Source organism: Minwuia sp. IMCC3060, from assembly GCF_029909435.1.
Taxonomy (GTDB): domain Bacteria; phylum Pseudomonadota; class Alphaproteobacteria; order Minwuiales; family Minwuiaceae; genus Minwuia.
The window spans coordinates 3437824-3455449 of record NZ_CP123782.1 but is presented as its reverse complement, the minus strand read 5'-3'; the positions used below and the strand labels follow the sequence as shown (position 1 = coordinate 3455449).

20 protein-coding genes are annotated in these 17626 nt (G+C 64.5%); 8 read left to right on the top strand and 12 right to left on the bottom strand.

Annotation, left to right across the window (positions count from 1 at the left end; all coding sequences use genetic code 11):
• Positions 1-35: 35 nt before the first annotated feature.
• The 11 genes from recO to QGV54_RS16120 all read right to left on the bottom strand — a co-directional run bounded on the left by recO (position 36) and on the right by QGV54_RS16120 (position 10118).
• Entirely contained in the window at positions 36-827 is a 792-nt protein-coding gene (gene recO / locus QGV54_RS16170) for a DNA repair protein RecO (protein ID WP_281019672.1), read from the bottom strand.
• Between the two features lie 34 nt (positions 828-861).
• The gene (phhA, locus tag QGV54_RS16165) at positions 862-1644 is read right to left on the bottom strand and encodes a phenylalanine 4-monooxygenase (protein WP_281019673.1); all 783 of its coding nucleotides are present in this window, start codon (positions 1642-1644) and stop codon (positions 862-864) included.
• Positions 1645-1708: 64 nt separating this feature from the next.
• Positions 1709-3061, bottom strand: a complete 1353-nt coding sequence (locus QGV54_RS16160) for a cytochrome P450 (RefSeq protein ID WP_281019674.1) — start codon at positions 3059-3061, stop codon at positions 1709-1711.
• 201 nt (positions 3062-3262) lie between these two features.
• Positions 3263-3703 carry a TIGR02300 family protein gene (locus tag QGV54_RS16155; RefSeq protein ID WP_281019675.1) on the bottom strand — a complete coding sequence of 147 codons (441 nt, stop codon included), beginning with the start codon at positions 3701-3703 and terminating at the stop codon, positions 3263-3265.
• Positions 3704-3784: 81 nt separating this feature from the next.
• Positions 3785-4864, bottom strand: a complete 1080-nt coding sequence (locus tag QGV54_RS16150) for a GGDEF domain-containing protein (RefSeq protein ID WP_281019676.1) — start codon at positions 4862-4864, stop codon at positions 3785-3787.
• Between the two features lie 94 nt (positions 4865-4958).
• Positions 4959-5660: an ABC transporter ATP-binding protein gene (locus QGV54_RS16145; protein WP_281019677.1), complete on the bottom strand. Its 702-nt coding sequence runs from the start codon at positions 5658-5660 to the stop codon at positions 4959-4961.
• Positions 5653-6408: an ABC transporter ATP-binding protein gene (locus QGV54_RS16140; RefSeq protein ID WP_281019678.1), complete on the bottom strand. Its 756-nt coding sequence runs from the start codon at positions 6406-6408 to the stop codon at positions 5653-5655. The genes QGV54_RS16145 and QGV54_RS16140 overlap by 8 nt, the downstream gene beginning before the upstream one ends.
• The gene (locus QGV54_RS16135) at positions 6401-7414 is read right to left on the bottom strand and encodes a branched-chain amino acid ABC transporter permease (protein ID WP_281019679.1); all 1014 of its coding nucleotides are present in this window, start codon (positions 7412-7414) and stop codon (positions 6401-6403) included. Before QGV54_RS16135 ends, QGV54_RS16140 begins: the two co-directional genes overlap by 8 nt.
• 4 nt (positions 7415-7418) lie before the next feature.
• Positions 7419-8342, bottom strand: coding sequence for a branched-chain amino acid ABC transporter permease (locus QGV54_RS16130; RefSeq protein ID WP_281019991.1), 924 nt, complete (start codon positions 8340-8342; stop codon positions 7419-7421).
• Between the two features lie 78 nt (positions 8343-8420).
• Positions 8421-9590 carry an ABC transporter substrate-binding protein gene (locus tag QGV54_RS16125; RefSeq protein WP_281019681.1) on the bottom strand — a complete coding sequence of 390 codons (1170 nt, stop codon included), beginning with the start codon at positions 9588-9590 and terminating at the stop codon, positions 8421-8423.
• 225 nt (positions 9591-9815) lie between these two features.
• Positions 9816-10118 carry a metalloregulator ArsR/SmtB family transcription factor gene (locus QGV54_RS16120; protein ID WP_281019682.1) on the bottom strand — a complete coding sequence of 101 codons (303 nt, stop codon included), beginning with the start codon at positions 10116-10118 and terminating at the stop codon, positions 9816-9818.
• Positions 10119-10227: 109 nt separating this feature from the next.
• Between QGV54_RS16120 and QGV54_RS16115 the strand changes: the two genes are divergently transcribed.
• Genes QGV54_RS16115 through QGV54_RS16080 form a run of 8 tightly spaced genes read left to right on the top strand, consistent with a single transcriptional unit; the run spans position 10228 to position 16909 of the window.
• Positions 10228-11031, top strand: a complete 804-nt coding sequence (locus QGV54_RS16115) for an enoyl-CoA hydratase-related protein (RefSeq protein WP_281019683.1) — start codon at positions 10228-10230, stop codon at positions 11029-11031.
• 27 nt (positions 11032-11058) lie between these two features.
• The gene (gene paaG / locus QGV54_RS16110; protein WP_281019684.1) at positions 11059-11850 is read left to right on the top strand and encodes a 2-(1,2-epoxy-1,2-dihydrophenyl)acetyl-CoA isomerase PaaG; all 792 of its coding nucleotides are present in this window, start codon (positions 11059-11061) and stop codon (positions 11848-11850) included.
• Complete coding sequence (gene paaI, locus QGV54_RS16105; RefSeq protein ID WP_348637684.1) at positions 11847-12311, top strand: hydroxyphenylacetyl-CoA thioesterase PaaI; 465 nt, start codon at positions 11847-11849, stop codon at positions 12309-12311. Before paaG ends, paaI begins: the two co-directional genes overlap by 4 nt.
• A gap of 19 nt (positions 12312-12330) precedes the next feature.
• On the top strand, positions 12331-13635 hold the full coding sequence (gene paaK, locus QGV54_RS16100) for a phenylacetate--CoA ligase PaaK (protein WP_281019686.1): 1305 nt from the start codon (positions 12331-12333) through the stop codon (positions 13633-13635).
• Between the two features lie 18 nt (positions 13636-13653).
• Positions 13654-15258: an FAD-dependent oxidoreductase gene (locus tag QGV54_RS16095; protein WP_281019687.1), complete on the top strand. Its 1605-nt coding sequence runs from the start codon at positions 13654-13656 to the stop codon at positions 15256-15258.
• A complete protein-coding gene (locus QGV54_RS16090; protein WP_281019688.1) occupies positions 15258-15464 on the top strand; it encodes a DUF2783 domain-containing protein in 207 nt (68 codons plus the stop codon). Before QGV54_RS16095 ends, QGV54_RS16090 begins: the two co-directional genes overlap by 1 nt.
• Positions 15461-16027: a histidine phosphatase family protein gene (locus tag QGV54_RS16085; RefSeq protein ID WP_281019689.1), complete on the top strand. Its 567-nt coding sequence runs from the start codon at positions 15461-15463 to the stop codon at positions 16025-16027. Before QGV54_RS16090 ends, QGV54_RS16085 begins: the two co-directional genes overlap by 4 nt.
• A gap of 18 nt (positions 16028-16045) precedes the next feature.
• Complete coding sequence (locus QGV54_RS16080) at positions 16046-16909, top strand: NHL repeat-containing protein (RefSeq protein WP_281019690.1); 864 nt, start codon at positions 16046-16048, stop codon at positions 16907-16909.
• On the opposite strand, the gene QGV54_RS16075 is transcribed toward QGV54_RS16080, so the two are convergent.
• On the bottom strand, positions 16896-17624 hold the full coding sequence (locus QGV54_RS16075; protein WP_281019691.1) for a DUF2470 domain-containing protein: 729 nt from the start codon (positions 17622-17624) through the stop codon (positions 16896-16898). The genes QGV54_RS16080 and QGV54_RS16075 overlap by 14 nt on opposite strands.
• Positions 17625-17626 lie beyond the last annotated feature (2 nt).

Below are 17626 nucleotides of genomic sequence, written 5' to 3'. Positions count from 1 at the left end.
TTTCCTTGTCGGGGGACCGGCCCTGACGCGCGGGGTCATGCGTCTTCGGGCGAGTCCGGTAATCTGTCGCTCAACACACCAGATGTAGTGGTCCGACGCAAGAGCAACTCAACAAATCGCCCGCGTGCGGCAGGCAAGCCGCCGTCCTCGCGGGGGAAGACCTGGCGTTCGAGGAAGTGGCCGGTCAGTTGGGCGGCGTCGGCCCAGTCAGTCGCCGGGTGATTCGCCACCGGGCGTCCGCGCCCCCCGACCAGAAAGCGGGGCAGGGGCAGCAGCTTCTCCGCGTAGGGCTGGCCTGCAACCAACGAGACGGCCCGCGCGGATTTCGGTGAGACATAGCCCAGATCTGCCGTGGCACCGGTCCCGGCACAGCGTGAAAGGTCCAGCCCGAAACCCATCTCCGACAGCAGCCCGACTTCCCAGCCGAAGTAGGCTTCGACCCAGTCGTCCGTACCGGCAGCGATGGCATCGAACAGGATCGTGGTGGCGCGGAACAGTACCGGGTGGGCTTCGCGCTCCGGCAGGCCACCCTCCAGCAGCATGGCGGCACTGGCCAGCGCGGCAAGGCGCACCGGATCGTCCAGCACCATGTTGGTGCGACTGATCGCGGGTTCGAGCCGCATGGTGCCCAGATGGTCGGCCAGCCGGGCCCGCCAGGTGGCGTGGACGGTATTGCCCAGCATGATCACACCGCGCTGCCGCTTCGATCCCGCACCGCGCACCAGACCGGCGTGACGGCCCTGGGACTCGGTCAGCAGGCTGACAATCGCGCCGCCTTCGCCCAGACGGCGTGACGACAGCACGATGCCGTCGTCAGTCCATTCCATGGCGCGACCGCCGGTCGGTGACCTGGCCCATCTGTCAGATCCGCTCGTCGGTGGGCAGAACCTGATCGGGGTCCAGGCTCGGCAGGGGCTTCAACTGCGCGTAGTAGGGCGTGAAGTCCGGGCGGGTGGCATCGAACAGCTGGTCGTAGGAGTCGATGACGAAATAGGTCTGCTGATAGTGGTCGATGATGTAGTCGGTGCGCATGATGCGCAACAGGTCGAAGGCGAGCCGGTTCGGTGTTTCATCCTCCAGACTGAAGGTCGTTTCCCCCCTGGAGGAGACAATGCCCGCGCCATAGATGCGCAGGCCCGCATCGGTGCGGATCAGGCCGAATTCCACCGTGTACCAGTACAGCCGCGCCAGCAGTTTCAGCGCGCCGAGGTTCAGCGCCTTGATGCCGCCCCGACCATAGGCGGCCATGTAGTCGGCAAAGACCGGATTGAACAGCATCGGCACATGTCCGAAGCAGTCGTGAAACACGTCCGGTTCCTGCAGGTAATCGAGCTGTTCCGGCTTGCGGATCCAGTTGGTGACCGGAAAACGGCGATTGGCCAGGTGGCGGAAGAACACGTCATCGGGGACCAGTCCGGCGACGGCGACGATGCGCCAGCCGGTGGCTGCCTCCAGGATGTCGGAAAGCGCCTCGAAGTCCGGGATGCCGTCCGCCGCCACGCCCAGGGCCTTCAGCCCCTCCACGAACTCCGGTGCCGCGCGACCGGGCAGCAGCTTCGACTGACGCTCGAACAGGGTGCGCCAGACGGCGTGATCGCTGTCGGTATAGGCATCGAAGCCCTGGTCGATGACATGGTCGTTCATGGCTGAACCGTAGTGGCTCCCGCCACCCGGCGGCAACCTTGAAAGCAGGGACAGCCGTGCGGTCTCAGAGCTGCTCCAGCTTCACCGGCAGGCCGTCCAGGGGCTTCGGGATCGGGATGCGCGCCCACTCGGGTTCGTACCCCGGTTCGACACTGACCCGGAACCGCTGCAGGAACTGGAAGGAGAACGCCTTGACCTGCATGTAGGCGAAATGCATCCCCAGGCACTTGTGCGCGCCGCCGCCAAACGGCGCCCAGGCGAACTTGTGATTGCGGTGCTCGGCCCGATTGGCGGAGAAGCGGTCGGGATCGAATTTCTCCGGTTCCGTCCACAGCTCCGGCATCATGTGCACGAAACCCGGGCTGACGCTGACATTGGTGCCGGCCGGTATGGTCTTCCCCTGAAACTCGAAATCGCGCATCACCCGGCGCGGAATGAAGGGAACGGGCGGCATGCAGCGCAGCGCCTCGTTGAAGGTCCGTTCCGCATAATCCATGTCGCCCATGCGGTCATAGGTCAGGTGCGCACCCCCGATCTCGGCGACTTCGGCCCTGATCCGTTCCTGCCATTCCGGGAAGGCAGCCAGTGCCCAGAACATGGTGGTCAGGGAACTGGTCGTGGTGTCGTGTGCGGCCATCAGCAGGAAGTTCAGGTGATCGATGATTTCCTGATCCGACAGTTTCTGCCCGTCCTCTGACTCCGCCTGGCAGAGCTGGGTGAACATGTCGTCACCACTGCCCGCACGCCGCACCGGAATGAGGTCGCGGAAGAATTCGTTCAGGAACTTGCGTGCCTTGACCCCCCGGGCCATCGCCAGCCCGGGCACCGGTCGGCGCACGACCGAGACGGCGGCGGCAACCTCATCGACGAAGGCCTGATTGATGCGGCGGGCTTCGGGACCCATGTCCAGGCCCAGGAACACGCTGGCACCGAGATCGAGCGTCAGTTCCTTGATTGCCGGGTAGAACTTGAACTCCGACATCTTCGACCACTCGTCCAGCCGCGCCTCGATACCGCCATTCATGCGCAGCAGGTAATCCTTCATCGGCTCCGGCTTGAACGCCACCTGCATGATGCGGCGGTGCGCCCGGTGGTCGTCGAAGTCGCGCAGCATCAGACCGTCCGAGAAGAGGCGGCGCAGCATGTGCGACCAGCCGAGTTTGGAGGAGAAGTTCTTCTCCCGATCCATCAGCACCAACTCGAGCGCGTCCGGGCCCAGCATGGTGACGTTCCACTGCATGAACGTCCTGGCCTTGTAGACCGTGCCGTACTCGCTGTAGTTCTGCCGCTGCAGCCCCATGGGGTCCTTCAGGAACTTCAGCGTGTCACCGAGCACCGGCATGCCCTTGTGACCCGGCAGGTGGGCCAGATCGTGCTCACCGGCCCGCGCCGGACTGCTCTGCTCGATTGCGGTCATTCCGCCAGCTCCCCTGATCGCATCCTGATGTTCCGCAGCAGGCGGAACCGATCTAACTGAACTCTAGTCAGTTAAACCATGGCGTCAATCGGTTGCGCTTCCATGCGCGGGTGGCGGAAACGAAGAAGCCGCCACGCCGAACCAGGGTCCGGGGCAGCGGCTTCGGTATCATGATGGTTCCCGTGGTCGCGAACCGGAACGCTACTTCGTGTCGTCGTCGTCCTCGTCGTCGTCGGACATGTCGTCGTCATCGTCATCGATGTCCGGGTCACCCAGGTCAACGGGCTCGTCGTCGTCGTCCTCGTCGACGTCGGGGGTGCCGGGCACGGGCGCGTCATCCTCGTCATCGTCCACCGACAGCGAGACATCATCGTCATCGTCGTCGTCGTCGAGCAGGGTATCGTCGTCATCGACCTCCAGATCGTCGTCATCATCATCGTCATCGCTGACGGCCTTGACGGGTTTCGTGGGGGTCGGCTTCTTCGGCGGGTCAGCCGGTGTCGGGCGACGCTGCTTGAACACCACCAGCGGCTGGTTCTCCGTTCCGCACTTGGGGCAGATCAGCGGCGTCTTGTTGAAGTCGTAGAACTTGGTGCCACAGCTTGAGCAACTGTGCTTGGCACCCCATTCGGGTTTGGGCATGGGTGGCGTTCTCCGATGAGATGATCGTCGGGCTGAATAGACGCTTATCGCCTGGCGTGTAAAGCCTTCTGTCTCAGCGGCTCAACCGGCGGCGGCCATCACGGAGGGGGTCCCTGACTTGGGTTTCTCGGTTGCCTGCGCCCCGATGCAGACACGATTGCGGCCTTCGTTCTTGGCGCGGTAGAGCGCATTGTCGGCCCGTTCGATCAGATCGGTGCCCGCTTCGCCGGGCAGATACTCGGCGATACCGAACGACATGGTGACGCGCGAGATGGCTTCGCCCGTGCTCTTGCGCACGATGCGCTTGCGTTCGATCATGACGCGGATGGCTTCCGCAACCTTGCTCGCGCCGACAACATCGGTGCGCGGCAGTATCATGGCGAACTCCTCGCCGCCGTAGCGGCAGGGAATGTCCTGACCCTTCAGCGTGCTGCGCAGGATTCCGCCCACCAGGCGCAGGACCTGATCGCCGACCTGATGACCATAGTTGTCATTGAACTTCTTGAAGTTGTCGATGTCGCACATGATCAGCGTCATGGGCGCATTCTCGTCACGCGTCTCGACGATGGCGGTATTCAGTGCCTTGTCGAAGCCTGCCCGGTTGGAGATGCCCGTCAGCTTGTCTGTCAGTGCCTCCGCGCGGGTCTCGTCGAGCTTGTTGCGCAGGTTGTTGATCTCGTTGCTGGACTGGGTGAGATCCGTCTCCAGCTTGGCGCATTTCGCCTGCATCCGACGTGTGGATGTGACCATCTGTTCGACCAGGGTGCTGACGCTCACCTCGGCATTGACCTCACCGAGGCCATCCGCGAAACCACCGAGTTCGGAACTGAATTCCTTGGCCTCCGAGCCGGCATCGGCGAGCTGGCCGACGGAACGGTTGACGATCTCGCCAAGCGCACCACCGGTTTCCGACAGCAGGTTCAGGGTGCGGCCTTCGCCATAATGATGCAGCAGCAGGTCGGTGGCGACACGGCGGAACCGTGCGTTGCTCTCGCTTGCGGCATCGCCGAGCTGGCGGGTGACAACCGGATCGCGACCGGAGACATAGTCGTACATCAGGCGGAAGTAGTCGGGGTTTGGCGGAATCTCGTAGGCCTCGAGCAACTGCATGGCGGCGTCAGAGATGCGGCGTGCTTCTGCACCATTGTCGAGATCATACATGCTGGACTTTCCCCGCCGACGCTCTTGTGGATTGCTTGGCGGCAGTGTTGTCCGGATTCAGTATAGAAATCATGAACGCTGGGTTCAGACGGGATCAGACGCCCAGATAGCGCTGTTCGATGTCAGCGGCGGCATTCAGCTCCGCTGTCGTGCCTGACCAGGCGACCCTGCCCTTTTCGATGAAGCAATGCCGGTCGGCGAGCCGTTTCAGGGCCGCGACGTTCTTGTCGATGACCAGGATGGCCTGGCCCTCCGCCTTCAGGCTGCCCAGTATCGACCAGATTTCCTGCCGTATCAGGGGGGCCAGGCCCTCGGTTGCCTCGTCCAGGATCAGCAGGCGCGGATTGGTCATCAGTGCCCGGGCGACCGCCAGCATCTGCTGTTCCCCGCCCGAGAGCTGATTGCCCATGTTGCCGGCACGCTCCGAAAGGCGCGGGAAGGCGGCCAGAACACTTTCCAGCGTCCAGCGTGCCGCGCCGGGGGAGCGGTTGTCGGCGGTGGCGACCAGATTCTCCCGGACGGAAAGGTTGGGGAAGATCTGCCGTCCCTCCGGCACCAGTCCCAGCCCCATCTTCGCCACCCGATAGGACGGCATGCCCCGGATCTCCGTCCCCTCGAACCGGATCGATCCGGCATGTCCCTTCGTCAGGCCCATGATGGAGCGGACAGTGGTCGTCTTGCCCATGCCGTTGCGGCCCATCAGGGTCACCACCTGGCCCGCTTCGATGGACAGGTTCATGCCGAACAGCACCTGGCTCTGGCCGTAGGAGGTCTCGAGGTCCGCGACTTCAAGCATCGCCGGTCTCCTCGCCCAGATAGGCGGCGCGAACATCCGGGTCATTGCGGATCTGCTCCGGTGCGCCGGTGGCGATGGCGCGGCCATAGACCAGCACGGTGATGCGGTCGGCCAGGGCGAAGACGGCGTCCATGTCATGCTCCACCAGCAGGATCGTCAGTTCACCCTTCAGGCGTTTCAGGATCTCCACCATGCGGGCGCTGTCTTCCGGCCCCATGCCCGCCATCGGCTCGTCCAGCAGCAGCATTGCCGGCCGCGTCGCCAGGGCCATGGCGAGTTCGAGCTGGCGCTGTTCGCCGTGGCTGAGGCTGGAGGCGGTGACATCGGCGCGGTCGGCCAGGCCGACGGTCGCCAGATGCTCCTCGGCCGGGCCGATCAGTCGCGGGTCCGTCGCGGCCTTGCGCCAGAACCGGAACGAATGGCCCTGATGCGCCTGCACCGCCAGCGCCACATTGGCCCGTGCAGTGAAGTCGGCCAGCACATTGGTGATCTGGAACGATCGGGCGAGCCCCAGCATGGAACGGCGGTGAACGGCCAGGCCGGTCACGTCCCGCCCGGCAAACCTTATCGTGCCGGCGTCTGGCGTGATCTCGCCGGTCAACTGTCCGATCAGGGTGGTCTTGCCCGCCCCGTTGGGGCCGATGACAGCGTGGACTTCGCCCTGGGTCACCGACAGGGAGAGGTGGTCGGTCGCGGTCAGGCCACCGAACTGTTTCACCAGCCCCTCGATGGTCAGCGCCTCAGACATTGCGGCCCACCTTGCCCTGCAGCAGGCCGTCGATGCCGCCGCGCGCGAACAGCACGATCAGGATCAGCAGGGGACCAAAGACCATCTTCCAGTATTCCCCGGCAATACCGCAGCTCTCGCCGCCGATGATGTGGCAGACGCCCTCCATCAGTTCCGGCAGGTACTGTTCCAGCATCAGGAAACCGACGGCGCCCAGCACGGGTCCGAAAAGGGTGCCCATGCCGCCCAGCACGACCATGACGATCAGGTCGCCCGAATGCACCCAGTGCATCTCCGACGTGCTGACGAACTCCGACTGGTTGGCCATCAGGAAACCGGCGACGCCGCAGATCGCACCGGAAATGCCGAAGGCGACCAGGCGATAGCGGTAGGTGGGAAAGCCCACGGCCATCAGCCGTCGCTCATTGGACTTCGCGCCGCGCACGACCATGCCGAAGCGGGAGTTGACCAGCCGGTAGAGGGTGAACAGCACCAGCACCAGCAGCCCGTAGGCGAGGTAGTAGAGCTGTGAGTCGTCGTTCAGGTCCATGACGTCCCCGAAGTCGCTCAGATACCAGAGACTGAGCCCGTCATCGCCGCCGTAGCGCTCCAGCCCGATGAAGAAATAGTAGAGCATCTGCGAGAAGGCGAGCGTGATCATGATGAAGTAGACGCCGCGCGTACGCAGGGAGATCGCGCCGATCAGCAGTGCCGCCATTCCCGGAATGACGACGGCCAGGGCCAGATGCAGCCAGCCGTTGAGCGCCCAGTCCATGCCGTCGTTGGCCGCGTGATAGAACCCGATACCCACCACGTAGCTGCCGAGTCCCAGATAGGCCGCATGGCCGAAGCTGACCATCCCGCCATAGCCCAGCACCAGGTTCAGCGAACTGGCGGCAATGGCCAGCACCAGCATCCGGGTGAACAGGGAGACGTAGAAGGGTTCGTCGATGGCATTGGCGACGACCGGCACCACGGCCAGCGCCAGCATGACCAGACCAATGAAACCGACGCGGATCATCTGCATCGGCTCAGCCGTTCCTGGCGGAGAACAGACCCTCGGGCCGGAAGGCCAGGATCACTGCCATCAGCAGGTAGATACTCATGGAGGCCAGCGCCGGGGCAGCGGCGTCCGCAAACTCGTCGTCGAAGAAGCCACCGATCACATCGGGCAGGAAGGCGCGGCCCACCGTGTCGATCAGACCGATCAGCAGGGCGGAGACGAAGGCACCGCGGATGGAACCGATACCGCCGATGACGATGACCACGAAGGCCAGGATCAGGACATTCTCGCCCATGCCGATCTCCACCGTGGAAATCGGCGCGGCCATCAGGCCGGCCAGCCCGGCGAGGGCGGCGCCAAGACCGAAGACGATGGTGAAGAGGAACCGGATATTGACCCCCAGTGCACCGACCATTTCCCGGTTGGAGGCCCCGGCGCGGATCAGCATGCCGATGCGGGTGCGGGCCACCAGCCAGTAGAGGAAGAAGGCGGCCAGCAGCGAGGCGATGATGATTGCCAGCCGGTAGCTCGGGTAGATCAGACCGGGCGCCAGTTCCAGCGAACTGGAGAGGAACTCGGGCAGGGGCACGCTCAGTCCTGCCGGTCCCCAGACCAGCCGGACAAGCTCGTTGAAGAACAGGATCAGGCCGAAGGTGGCCAGCACCTGATCCAGGTGATCACGATCGTAGAGGGTTCGAAGGCAGACGATCTCCACCACGGCACCGACAAGCAGGGTTGCGGGCAGGGTGAGCACCACCGCAAGGACGAAGGAGCCGGTCCAGGCGGTGAATGTCGCTGCGAAATAGGCGCCGACCATATAGAGCGAGCCGTGCGCCAGATTGACCAGATCCATGATGCCGAAGACCAGGGTCAGCCCGGCGGCAAGCAGGAACAGCAGCAACCCGAGTTGCAGGCCGTTCAGGGTCTGCTCTATCAGAAGGATCCAGTTCATGTCGTCTCGTCAGAGGCTACCGGACGCGAGGTTCCGGGGACCATGTGATCCCCGGAACCCGGCATACGGTGAAGTGCCTCAGTTCATCGGGCACTTGCTGTGGTAGCTGTCCTGATACGCGGTGAACACGGTCTTGACCGTCTTCACGGTGTATTCACCGGCATCATTCTTGATCGCTTCCCGCAGGTAGAAGTTCTGGATCGGGAAGTTGTTGTTGCCATAGGTGAACGCGCCACGGACGGAGCCGAAGTCGGCCTTCTTCATGGCGGCCCGCATGCCGGCCTTGTCGGACGTATCGCCATTGACCGCATCGACGCCTGCCTTGATCAGCATGATCGCGTCGTAGGACTGGGCGGCATAGAACGACGGATAGCGGCCATACTTGGCCTTGAAGCCATCGACGAACTTCTTGTTCGCGGCATTGTCCAGGTCGGGGGACCACATCTGCGTGGCCAGGCTGCCCACGGCCAGGTCCTTGACCACCGGCAGGCTGATCGCGTCAACGGTGAACACCGTGTACAGCGGAATGGTTTCCTTGAGGCCAGCCTGCGAGTACTGCTTCAGGAACTGCACGCCTGCACCGCCGGGATAGAACACGAAGACCGCGCCGGGCTTGGCCGCGCGTGCCTTTGCAAGTTCAGCGGAAAAGTCGATCTGGTCCGGCCACTTGGTGAAGTCCTTGCCCAGGATCTCGCCCTTGTAGGTCCGCTCCACGCCCGCGACCATGTTCTTGCCGGCGGCATAGTTCGGGGCCATGACATAGATCGACTTGATGCCGAGCTGGTTCAGGACCTCGCCCATGGCTTCCGGCGTCTGGTCGTTCTGCCAGGAGGTCGAGAAGAAATCCTCGTTGCAGAGTTCGCCCGCGATCTGGGACGGGCCGGCATTGGCGGAAATCAGCATCGGGCCATTGCCGATGACCGACTTGTAGGACGCCAGCAGCACGTGGCTCCAGATATAGCCGGTCACGAAATCGACGCGGTCCTTCTGCACCAGTTCGTCGGTGACCTTCTTGCCGATACCGGGATTGATCTCGTCATCCTTGTAGATGATCTCCACATCGCGGCCGCCCATCCTGGCGCCGATGTGCTCCATGGCCAGATCGGCTGCGTCGCGCATGTCGCGCCCCAGCACCGCCGGACCCTTGGACAAGGTGGTCACGAAACCGATCTTCACCGGATCCGCGGCCATGGCCGTCGTGGCCAGCATTGCCGCACCTGCGGCAAGCGTAATCGTGCGTTTCAGCATCTTGCGAAGCCTCCCTTTTCTGCTTTCGCCTGTCCTGTCGTGGCGGAGCCTAGCGGCTTTCGTCGGAGACGACGACAGCTTTCCTGTCCGCTTCTGTTCATTGACGGACCTGTCTAGCAGTCAGATCGGCTTAGTGCAATATCATGCAGCATGCCGGTCGATGGATGCGGCATGCGATGCATTATAATTCAGGACACGGTGAGCGCATCCCGCCCGGCACGTGTTTCAGGCCCGGTCGGGACTGCCGTTTCCGGGCCCCGCCTGGGCTGTAAGCCAGTCTTCTGCGGGTTTCAGTCCCTCGGCGCGGATACTGCACCGTTTCATGCGGCCATCGCGCTGACGCTGGATCAGCCCGGCCTGTTCCAGGACGTTGAGATGCTTGGTGATCGCTGGCATCGACATGTCAAAGGGCGCTGCCAGTTCGCTCACGGTCGCTTCGCCCCGCGCCAGCCGCTGCAGCATGGCACGCCGTGTACGATCCGAGAGGGCACCGAAAGTGCGATCCAGGAAGTCTGCTGAATGGGCCATTTGGTTCATATGATCCGGTGTTGACTGGTTTCAACATGTTCAGGCGCACGCAGGAACCCTGTTCGAAGGGCCCCCGCGCATGGCATATACGGGGCAGGGAGGAATTTGGATGGCTCAGGAACCCTTGCTTTTCGAAACGCGGAACGGAGTCGCGTGGCTGACGATGAACCGACCGGAGGTCCTGAACGGCCTCGACCGTGGTCTGACCATGGCGCTCTGGCATGCCTTCGAGAAGGCCGAGCGGGACCGGGACGTTCGCGCCGTGGTGCTGACAGGTGCGGGGCGGGGCTTCTGCTCCGGTGCCGACCTCAGTCTGCTGAAACGCATCGCCGGCAGTGATGGCCGACCGGGCGACGCGGTCGCGAGCGTGATGGAAGCGGAGTTCAATCCGATGATGCGCGCGCTCATCGGCCTGTCGAAGCCGGTCATAGCGGCGGTGAACGGTCCGGCGGCAGGCGGCGGCGCATCGCTGGCCCTGGCCTGTGACATCGTCGTTGCGGCCCGTTCGGCCTATTTCCAGCTCACGTTCGGTCCCAACCTCGGCATCGTGCCGGACCTTGGCGGGTCATGGCTGTTTCCGCATCATGGCGGGCGCGCCAGGGGCCTGGGCATGGCCCTGTCCGGCGACCGGCTGTCTGCGCCGGATGCGGCCAGCCAGGGGCTGATCTGGGAATGCACCTACGATGACAGGCTGCTTGCGCGGGCGGGCGAGCTGGCGGCGCGAATGGCGAAGGGGCCGACCCGCGCCTATCACCTGATCAAGCAGGCCCTGCGTCACGCGGAGACCGCGACCCTGGACGAGCAACTGGCGGAGGAGCGGGAGATGCAGCGCACCGCCGGCGCCACCCACGACTTTGCAGAAGGTGTCAGCGCCTTCATGGAGAAACGCCAGCCGGCCTTCAGGGGCCGCTGAGACAGCGACTACAGGAGAGTTCACAGCATGGAATTCAAGCACATCCTCTACGAGGTGAAGGACAATGTCGCGCGGATCACGCTCAACCGTCCCGAGCGACTGAACGCCTTCACCGGGCTGATGCCGCTGGAGATCGCTTCGGCGGTGGAAGCCGCCTGCGCGGACGACGCCGTCCGGGCCATTGCCATTACCGGTGCCGGGCGCGGTTTCTGCGCCGGGGCGGACCTTTCCTCCGCTGGGCCGAAGCCGGGCGATCCGGAGTTCGACGCCGGGAAGACGCTGGAGATCGCCTACAACCCGATGATCCAGACCATGCGATCATCGGAGAAGCCGATCGTGGCGCTGGTGAACGGCCCCTGCGCCGGTGCGGGCATGAGCCTCGCGATGGCCTGCGACATCATCATCGCCGCCCGGTCCGCCAGCTTCCTGCAGGCCTTCTGCAACATCGGCCTGGTGCCGGATGCGGGGTCGACCTGGTATCTGCCGCGCATGGTCGGGCGCGCCCGCGCACTGGGCATGGCCCTGCTGGGGGAGAAGATCTCCGCCGACGAGGCCGCCGACTGGGGTCTGGTCTGGAAGGCCGTGGATGACGATGCGCTGGCAGCGGAGGGCGAGGCCGTCCTGCAGAAGCTGGCGAAAGGGCCGACCCGTGGTCTGGGTCTGATCCGCAATGCGGTGCAGAACGCCTTCACCCACACGCTGGATACCCAGCTTGACTGGGAGCGCGAATATCAGCGTGACGCAGGCAGTACGGCGGACTTTGCGGAAGGCGTCAGTGCCTTCCTGGAGAAGCGCCCGGCCGACTTCAAGGGGCGCTGAGCGTGGCGGATACGGCACCGCCCGACGCCCAGCGCCTGGCCGAGGCGGCGGCGGAGGTCATGATGGAGTCCGACCGCGCCGCCCGTCGCCTTGGCATTCACGTGGTCTCGGTAGCACCGGGCCGGTCGGTGCTGCGCATGGTCGTGCGCCGCGAGATGCTGAACGGCCACGACATGGGGCACGGCGGCATGACCTTCACCCTTGCCGACACGGCATTTGCCTATGCCTGCAACTCCCATAACCAGAGTGCGGTCGCGCAGACGGCGCAGGTCACTTTCCTGCGCCCGACCCGTGCCGGTGACGTGCTGACCGCAACGGCGGAGGAGATCTCGCGGGGCCGTCGCAGCGGCATCTACGATGTGACAGTCGTGAACCAGCGTGACGAGAAGGTCGCCGTCTTCCGGGGCAACTCCGCAACCATCGGCGGCACGCTGGTTCCCGAAGCGCCCGCAGCGCACTGATCTGCAGAGAAGAGAAGCAATGACCGACCCGAGAGCCAACCCGGACCCGATCGAGAACGCCAGCCGCGACGAACTGGCGGCCCTGCAGCTGCGGCAGTTGCAGTGGTCCCTGCGCCATGCCTGGGAGAACGTGCCGCATTTCCGCAGCGCCTTCGATGCGGCGGGCGCGCATCCCGACGACATGAAACAGCTTTCCGATCTGGCGAAATTCCCCTTCACCGTGAAGACCGACCTGCGGGACAATTATCCGTTCGGCATGTTCGCAGTCCCGCGTGAGCAGGTGGTGCGCATTCATGCGTCCTCCGGCACGACGGGCAAGCCGACGGTCGTCGGCTATACCCAGACCGACATCGACAACTGGGCGGACCTGATGGCGCGGTCGATCCGTGCCGCGGGCGGCCGACCCGGCGACATCGTTCATGTTGCCTATGGCTATGGCCTGTTCACGGGCGGGCTGGGCGCGCATTACGGGGCGGAGCGGCTGGGATGTTCCGTAGTGCCCATGTCCGGCGGGCAGACGGAGAAGCAGGTCCAGCTGATCCATGACTTCGGCGCGCGCGTCATCATGGTGACGCCGAGCTACATGCTGGCCATCGCCGACGAGATGGAACGCATGGGTCTGGACCCGGCGGCCAGTCCGCTGGAGATCGGGATCTTCGGGGCGGAGCCCTGGACGGAACAGATGCGCACGGAGATCGAGGGGCGTGCCGGAATGCAGGCGGTCGATATCTTCGGCCTGTCGGAGATCATGGGGCCGGGTGTTGCGGTCGAATGCCTCGAGACCAAGGACGGCCTGCACATCTGGGAAGACCACTTCTACCCGGAGATCATCAATCCGGAGACGGGCGAGGTGCTGCCGGACGGGGAGTTCGGTGAACTGGTGATCACCACGATGACGAAGCAGGCCCTGCCGATGGTGCGCTATCGCACGCGTGACCTGACACGCCTGCTGCCCGGAACCGCCCGCAGCCACCGCCGTATCGAGAAGATCACCGGCCGGTCCGACGACATGCTCATCATCCGCGGCGTGAACCTGTTCCCGACCCAGATCGAGGAACTGCTGTTGCAGGATGACCGGCTCAGCCCGCACTACCAGTTGCAGGTGGACCGGCCCGGAAACCTCGACGAACTGACCGTCCGTGTGGAGCCGAAACCTGATGTCGCCGGTGACGGTGCAGCCTGCAAGGCGGCGGCGCAGCATCTGGCGCACCGCATCAAGACCATGTGCGGCCTGTCCGCACATATCGACCTGCAGGACGTGGGCGGGGTTGCCCGGTCCATGGGCAAGGCGCAGCGCATCGTCGACAACCGACCGAAGGGCTGAGGGAAGGGAACAGGGCCCATGGCGACCTACCAGTATCCTGTCTATCCCTACCATCCGCCCGCCTTCGCCGACGGTCTCGCGCCAACGGCGCAGGTGGTCATCGTCGGGGGCGGGCAGGTGGGCCTGACCATGGCGCTGGACCTGGCGCAACGGGGCGTGGCGTCCGTTGTGCTGGACGAGGACAACACCGTATCGGATGGCAGCCGGGCCATCTGCCAGGCCAAGCGGACGCTGGAGATCTGGGACCGCCTGGGGGTTGCGGCACCGATGATGGCGAAGGGCGTGACCTGGAACGAGGGGCACGTCTTCTATCGCGGCGAACGGCTCTATGCCTTCAACATGCAGGAGAATCCGCACTCCAAGTTCCCGGCCTTCATCAATATCCAGCAGTACTATGTGGAACAGTTCCTGGTCGAGCAGGCGATGCAACAGCCGCTGATCGAGCTGCGCTGGTGCCACCGGGTCACCGGTCTGGAGACCGCTCCGGCGGGTGTTTGCCTGACTGTGGAAACGCCGGATGGCATCTACACGCAACCCTGTGACTGGCTGGTCGCGGCGGACGGAGTACGCTCCACCATCCGCAGGCAGATGGGGCTGAGTTTTTCCGGCCAGGTGTTCGAGGACCATTTCCTGATCGCCGACATCATCATGCAGCGGGAGGGACCGGCGATCCGCCGCTTCTACTTCGATCCGCCATGGGGGCCGGAGGCATCGGCACTGATGCATCGCCAGTCGGACAATGTCTGGCGTCTGGACTTCCAGCTTGGCTGGAACGTGGATCGCGACGAGGAACTGCGCGACGAGAATGTCTTCGCCCGCATCCGCCGCATGATCGGACCGGACACGCCGTTCGAGCTGGAATGGAAATCGCTCTACACCTTCCAGTGCCGCTCCATCGAACGCTATCGCCACGACCGGGTGCTGTTCATCGGCGATGCCGCGCATCAGGTCAGTCCCTTCGGGGCCCGTGGCGGCAATGGCGGCGTGCAGGATGCCGACAATCTGGGCTGGAAGCTGGCGCTGGTGGTTCAGGGCCGCGCGGGGCAGGCGCTGCTCGACAGCTACGACGATGAACGCCGCTTTGCCGCTGCCGAGAACATCCTGAACTCGACCCGCGCCACCGACTTCATTACCCCGAAGACCCCCGTGTCGGAGGTCTATCGCAATGCCGTCCTCGATCTCGCCCGCGATTTCCCCTTTGCCCGAACACTGGTCAATTCCGGTCGTCTCTCCGTTCCGGCCCACCTGACGGAGAGCAGCCTGAACGGTGCCGACGAACTGCGGGGCAGCGTGCGACCGGGCAGCCCGGTTCCGGCGCTGCCGCTGTCGGTTCCCGACAACGCCGCGGTCAGCCATCTGACGGACATTCTGGGGGATGGGTTCACGCTGCTCTGCTTCGGTCCGGCGAACGCGGAACTCCATGTGGACTCCCCCCTGGGATTGCGGCTGTTGCATGCCGGTCAGGATTTCCGCGACAGCGACGGCAGCATCGCCGCGGCCTTCGGTGTTCGGGACAACGCCGTCGTGCTCGTCCGCCCGGACCAGCATGTCATGGCCTGCTGGCGCACGCCGGATCCGGCAACCATCCTCGGGGCGCTGGCGAAGATCAGGGGAGAATGCTGATGAGCAGTCTGAAACATGAGCCCTGCATCAGCGATCCGGATGGCTTCTATCAGGAACTGATCGACGCGGTGCAACGGCTGTCGCCCGACGATGCGCTGGCCTTTTCCGCACGGCTGAACCTTCTGCTGGCAAACCATATCGGCGACCGGACCGTATTGAGAGAGGCAATCGAAGCCGCTCGCAAGGGTCTGGAGAACCGGAAATGAACATGTTCAATCGCCTGGCCGCGCTTCTGCTCGCGGTCGGGCTGACGCTGCCGCTCGGCGCACGGGCCGCGGATGAGGCCGCCTTGTGGCAGGCCGCGCGCGAGGGCGAGGCCATCATCATCATGCGTCACGCACTGGCACCGGGTGTTGGCGACCCTGCCGAATTCGATGTCACCGACTGCACGACGCAGCGCAATCTGGATGCGGCGGGCCGTGCGCAGTCGCGCGGGATCGGGGAGCGCTTCCGCGCCGCCGGAATATCATCGGCAACGGTCTACTCGAGCGCCTGGTGCCGCTGTCGCGAAACCGCCGAACTGCTGGGCCTGGGGGACGTCACGATCCTGCCGGCACTGAACTCCTTCTTTCGCGAATGGGAGAGGCAGGAGGCACAGATAGATGACCTCCGTGCCTGGCTGACGGAATGGGAGGGCGACGGTCCGCTGGTCCTGGTCAGCCATCAGGTCAACATCCGCGCGCTCACAGGCCAGAGCACCCGATCGGGTGAAATGCTGTTCATGCGCGTCGCGAAGGATGGAACAATCGAGGTTCTCGGCTCCATCTGACCGGGTAGGGAGGTCTCTATGCGTTCCATCATCACTGCAACGGCGCTTTCTCTCACGCTACTGCTGGCACCTGGCCTGGCGCAGGCCTTCGAGTTGCGTTTCGAGGCGGCGAGCGCGGCGGTGCTCGACAATCCCCATGACCTGAAACTGGATGCCGGACAGAAGTACCTGCTGGTCTCCGACGTGGGAAACAATCGTGTGGCATTCCTCGATCCGGCCAGCCTGGCGGTGGTCGGCAGTTTCGGTGCCGATCATCAGTCCGGCACCCATGATGTCGACTTCGATGCCGACGGGCGGCTGCATGTTGCCGATACGCACAACAACCGGGTGACGATCTACGAACTCGACGGCACAAGGGGGACCCTGGTCGGCGAACTGTCGGAGCGGGTGCGTGGGCCGGAGGGTGTGCTGGCTGGCCCGGATGGCCGCATCTATGTCGCGGGGGCCTGGTCGCACAATGTGGTGGTCTATCGGGAGGGTGTGGTGGTCGGCGAACTGAAGGGGCTGCGGTCGCCGCACGATCTGGAATGGACGCCGGACGGCAATATCTGGCTGGCCGATGCGGGCAACGACCGCATGCTGCTGCTCTCACCGGATCTCGAGATCCTGAAGGAATGGTCCGGCACGGCCTATGCCTTCAATGGTGTGCGTTATCAGGATGTGTTGCCGGACGGGACGGTCATCGCCGCAGACAAGAACAACCATCAGGTCAAGGTCATCTCGGCCGAGGGTGAACTGCTGCTGACCCTGGGCACCGGACGCCCGGGCAAGGGACCGAACCAGTTCACCACGCCGGAGGGCGTGGAGGTCCATGGCGATCTGGTCTGGATATCGGACTCGGGCAACGACCGCGTCGTGCGCTATCGCATTATCCGCGACTGAGCATCGCGCGCGCCCGTTTCACCTTTCGCACCAGTTCGACCCTCGCCGTCTCCGCCGAGGAGATCCGCTTGTCGAAGCTGATGCGGCAGTGGTCGCCGGGCCGGGCCAGATCGGCCCCTTCCGGATCGATGCCGGTCAGCCGCCAGCCGACGCCGGGGCGCTGGCAGAGGACATTGGCGTAGAGCGCAACGGCGTCCGAATGGTCCGCGTTCATGTGGCCGATCACGTCGGCCTCCGCCGCCTGCAGTTCCGAGACATCCCCGAAATCGGGCAGCAGGTCGGGCTTCTCGACCCAGTTGATCCGTCCGAACCCGGCAACCTGATGGGCACGTTCCACTTCCAGTCGCCAGAAGGCGAAGTCGCCGAAGTCGACGTAGCCCGCGGCTGACGGATGGCGCGACAGGAAGCGGGCGCGGAGCGAAGCGTCTTCTTCGCAGCGAACCGCCCGGCCCAGGACCGTGACCCGCGCGCCGGTCAGGCGCTCGGCCAGCCCGACCGTGCCGTCGAACAGCAGCGAGGCGCGACCGTCGGCGGCGAGGTTCTTCGTATGCTGCGCCAGGGTGGAGATCAGCAGGATCGGCTGTCCAGCCATGTCGGTCGCGACCAGCACAAGACTGCCATAGGGCCAGCCCCCGTCCGCCGCGATGGTCGACAGCGTCGCGGTTGGCTGGCTGCGGATCAGGTTGCGTGCGATGGAGGCCGGATCATCGGTCATGT

Excerpts from the sequence above, each read along its gene's own strand:
- recO (WP_281019672.1), bottom strand. The coding sequence starts at position 827 with ATGGAATGGACTGACGACGGCATCGTGCTGTCGTCACGCCGTCTGGGC.
- phhA (WP_281019673.1), bottom strand. The coding sequence starts at position 1,644 with ATGAACGACCATGTCATCGACCAGGGCTTCGATGCCTATACCGACAGC.
- QGV54_RS16160 (WP_281019674.1), bottom strand. The coding sequence starts at position 3,061 with ATGACCGCAATCGAGCAGAGCAGTCCGGCGCGGGCCGGTGAGCACGAT.
- QGV54_RS16155 (WP_281019675.1), bottom strand. The coding sequence starts at position 3,703 with ATGCCCAAACCCGAATGGGGTGCCAAGCACAGTTGCTCAAGCTGTGGC.
- QGV54_RS16150 (WP_281019676.1), bottom strand. The coding sequence starts at position 4,864 with ATGTATGATCTCGACAATGGTGCAGAAGCACGCCGCATCTCTGACGCC.
- QGV54_RS16145 (WP_281019677.1), bottom strand. The coding sequence starts at position 5,660 with ATGCTTGAAGTCGCGGACCTCGAGACCTCCTACGGCCAGAGCCAGGTG.
- QGV54_RS16140 (WP_281019678.1), bottom strand. The coding sequence starts at position 6,408 with ATGTCTGAGGCGCTGACCATCGAGGGGCTGGTGAAACAGTTCGGTGGC.
- QGV54_RS16135 (WP_281019679.1), bottom strand. The coding sequence starts at position 7,414 with ATGCAGATGATCCGCGTCGGTTTCATTGGTCTGGTCATGCTGGCGCTG.
- QGV54_RS16130 (WP_281019991.1), bottom strand. The coding sequence starts at position 8,342 with ATGAACTGGATCCTTCTGATAGAGCAGACCCTGAACGGCCTGCAACTC.
- QGV54_RS16125 (WP_281019681.1), bottom strand. The coding sequence starts at position 9,590 with ATGCTGAAACGCACGATTACGCTTGCCGCAGGTGCGGCAATGCTGGCC.
- QGV54_RS16120 (WP_281019682.1), bottom strand. The coding sequence starts at position 10,118 with ATGGCCCATTCAGCAGACTTCCTGGATCGCACTTTCGGTGCCCTCTCG.
- QGV54_RS16115 (WP_281019683.1), top strand. The coding sequence starts at position 10,228 with ATGGCTCAGGAACCCTTGCTTTTCGAAACGCGGAACGGAGTCGCGTGG.
- paaG (WP_281019684.1), top strand. The coding sequence starts at position 11,059 with ATGGAATTCAAGCACATCCTCTACGAGGTGAAGGACAATGTCGCGCGG.
- paaK (WP_281019686.1), top strand. The coding sequence starts at position 12,331 with ATGACCGACCCGAGAGCCAACCCGGACCCGATCGAGAACGCCAGCCGC.
- QGV54_RS16095 (WP_281019687.1), top strand. The coding sequence starts at position 13,654 with ATGGCGACCTACCAGTATCCTGTCTATCCCTACCATCCGCCCGCCTTC.
- QGV54_RS16090 (WP_281019688.1), top strand. The coding sequence starts at position 15,258 with ATGAGCAGTCTGAAACATGAGCCCTGCATCAGCGATCCGGATGGCTTC.
- QGV54_RS16085 (WP_281019689.1), top strand. The coding sequence starts at position 15,461 with ATGAACATGTTCAATCGCCTGGCCGCGCTTCTGCTCGCGGTCGGGCTG.
- QGV54_RS16080 (WP_281019690.1), top strand. The coding sequence starts at position 16,046 with ATGCGTTCCATCATCACTGCAACGGCGCTTTCTCTCACGCTACTGCTG.
- QGV54_RS16075 (WP_281019691.1), bottom strand. The coding sequence starts at position 17,624 with ATGACCGATGATCCGGCCTCCATCGCACGCAACCTGATCCGCAGCCAG.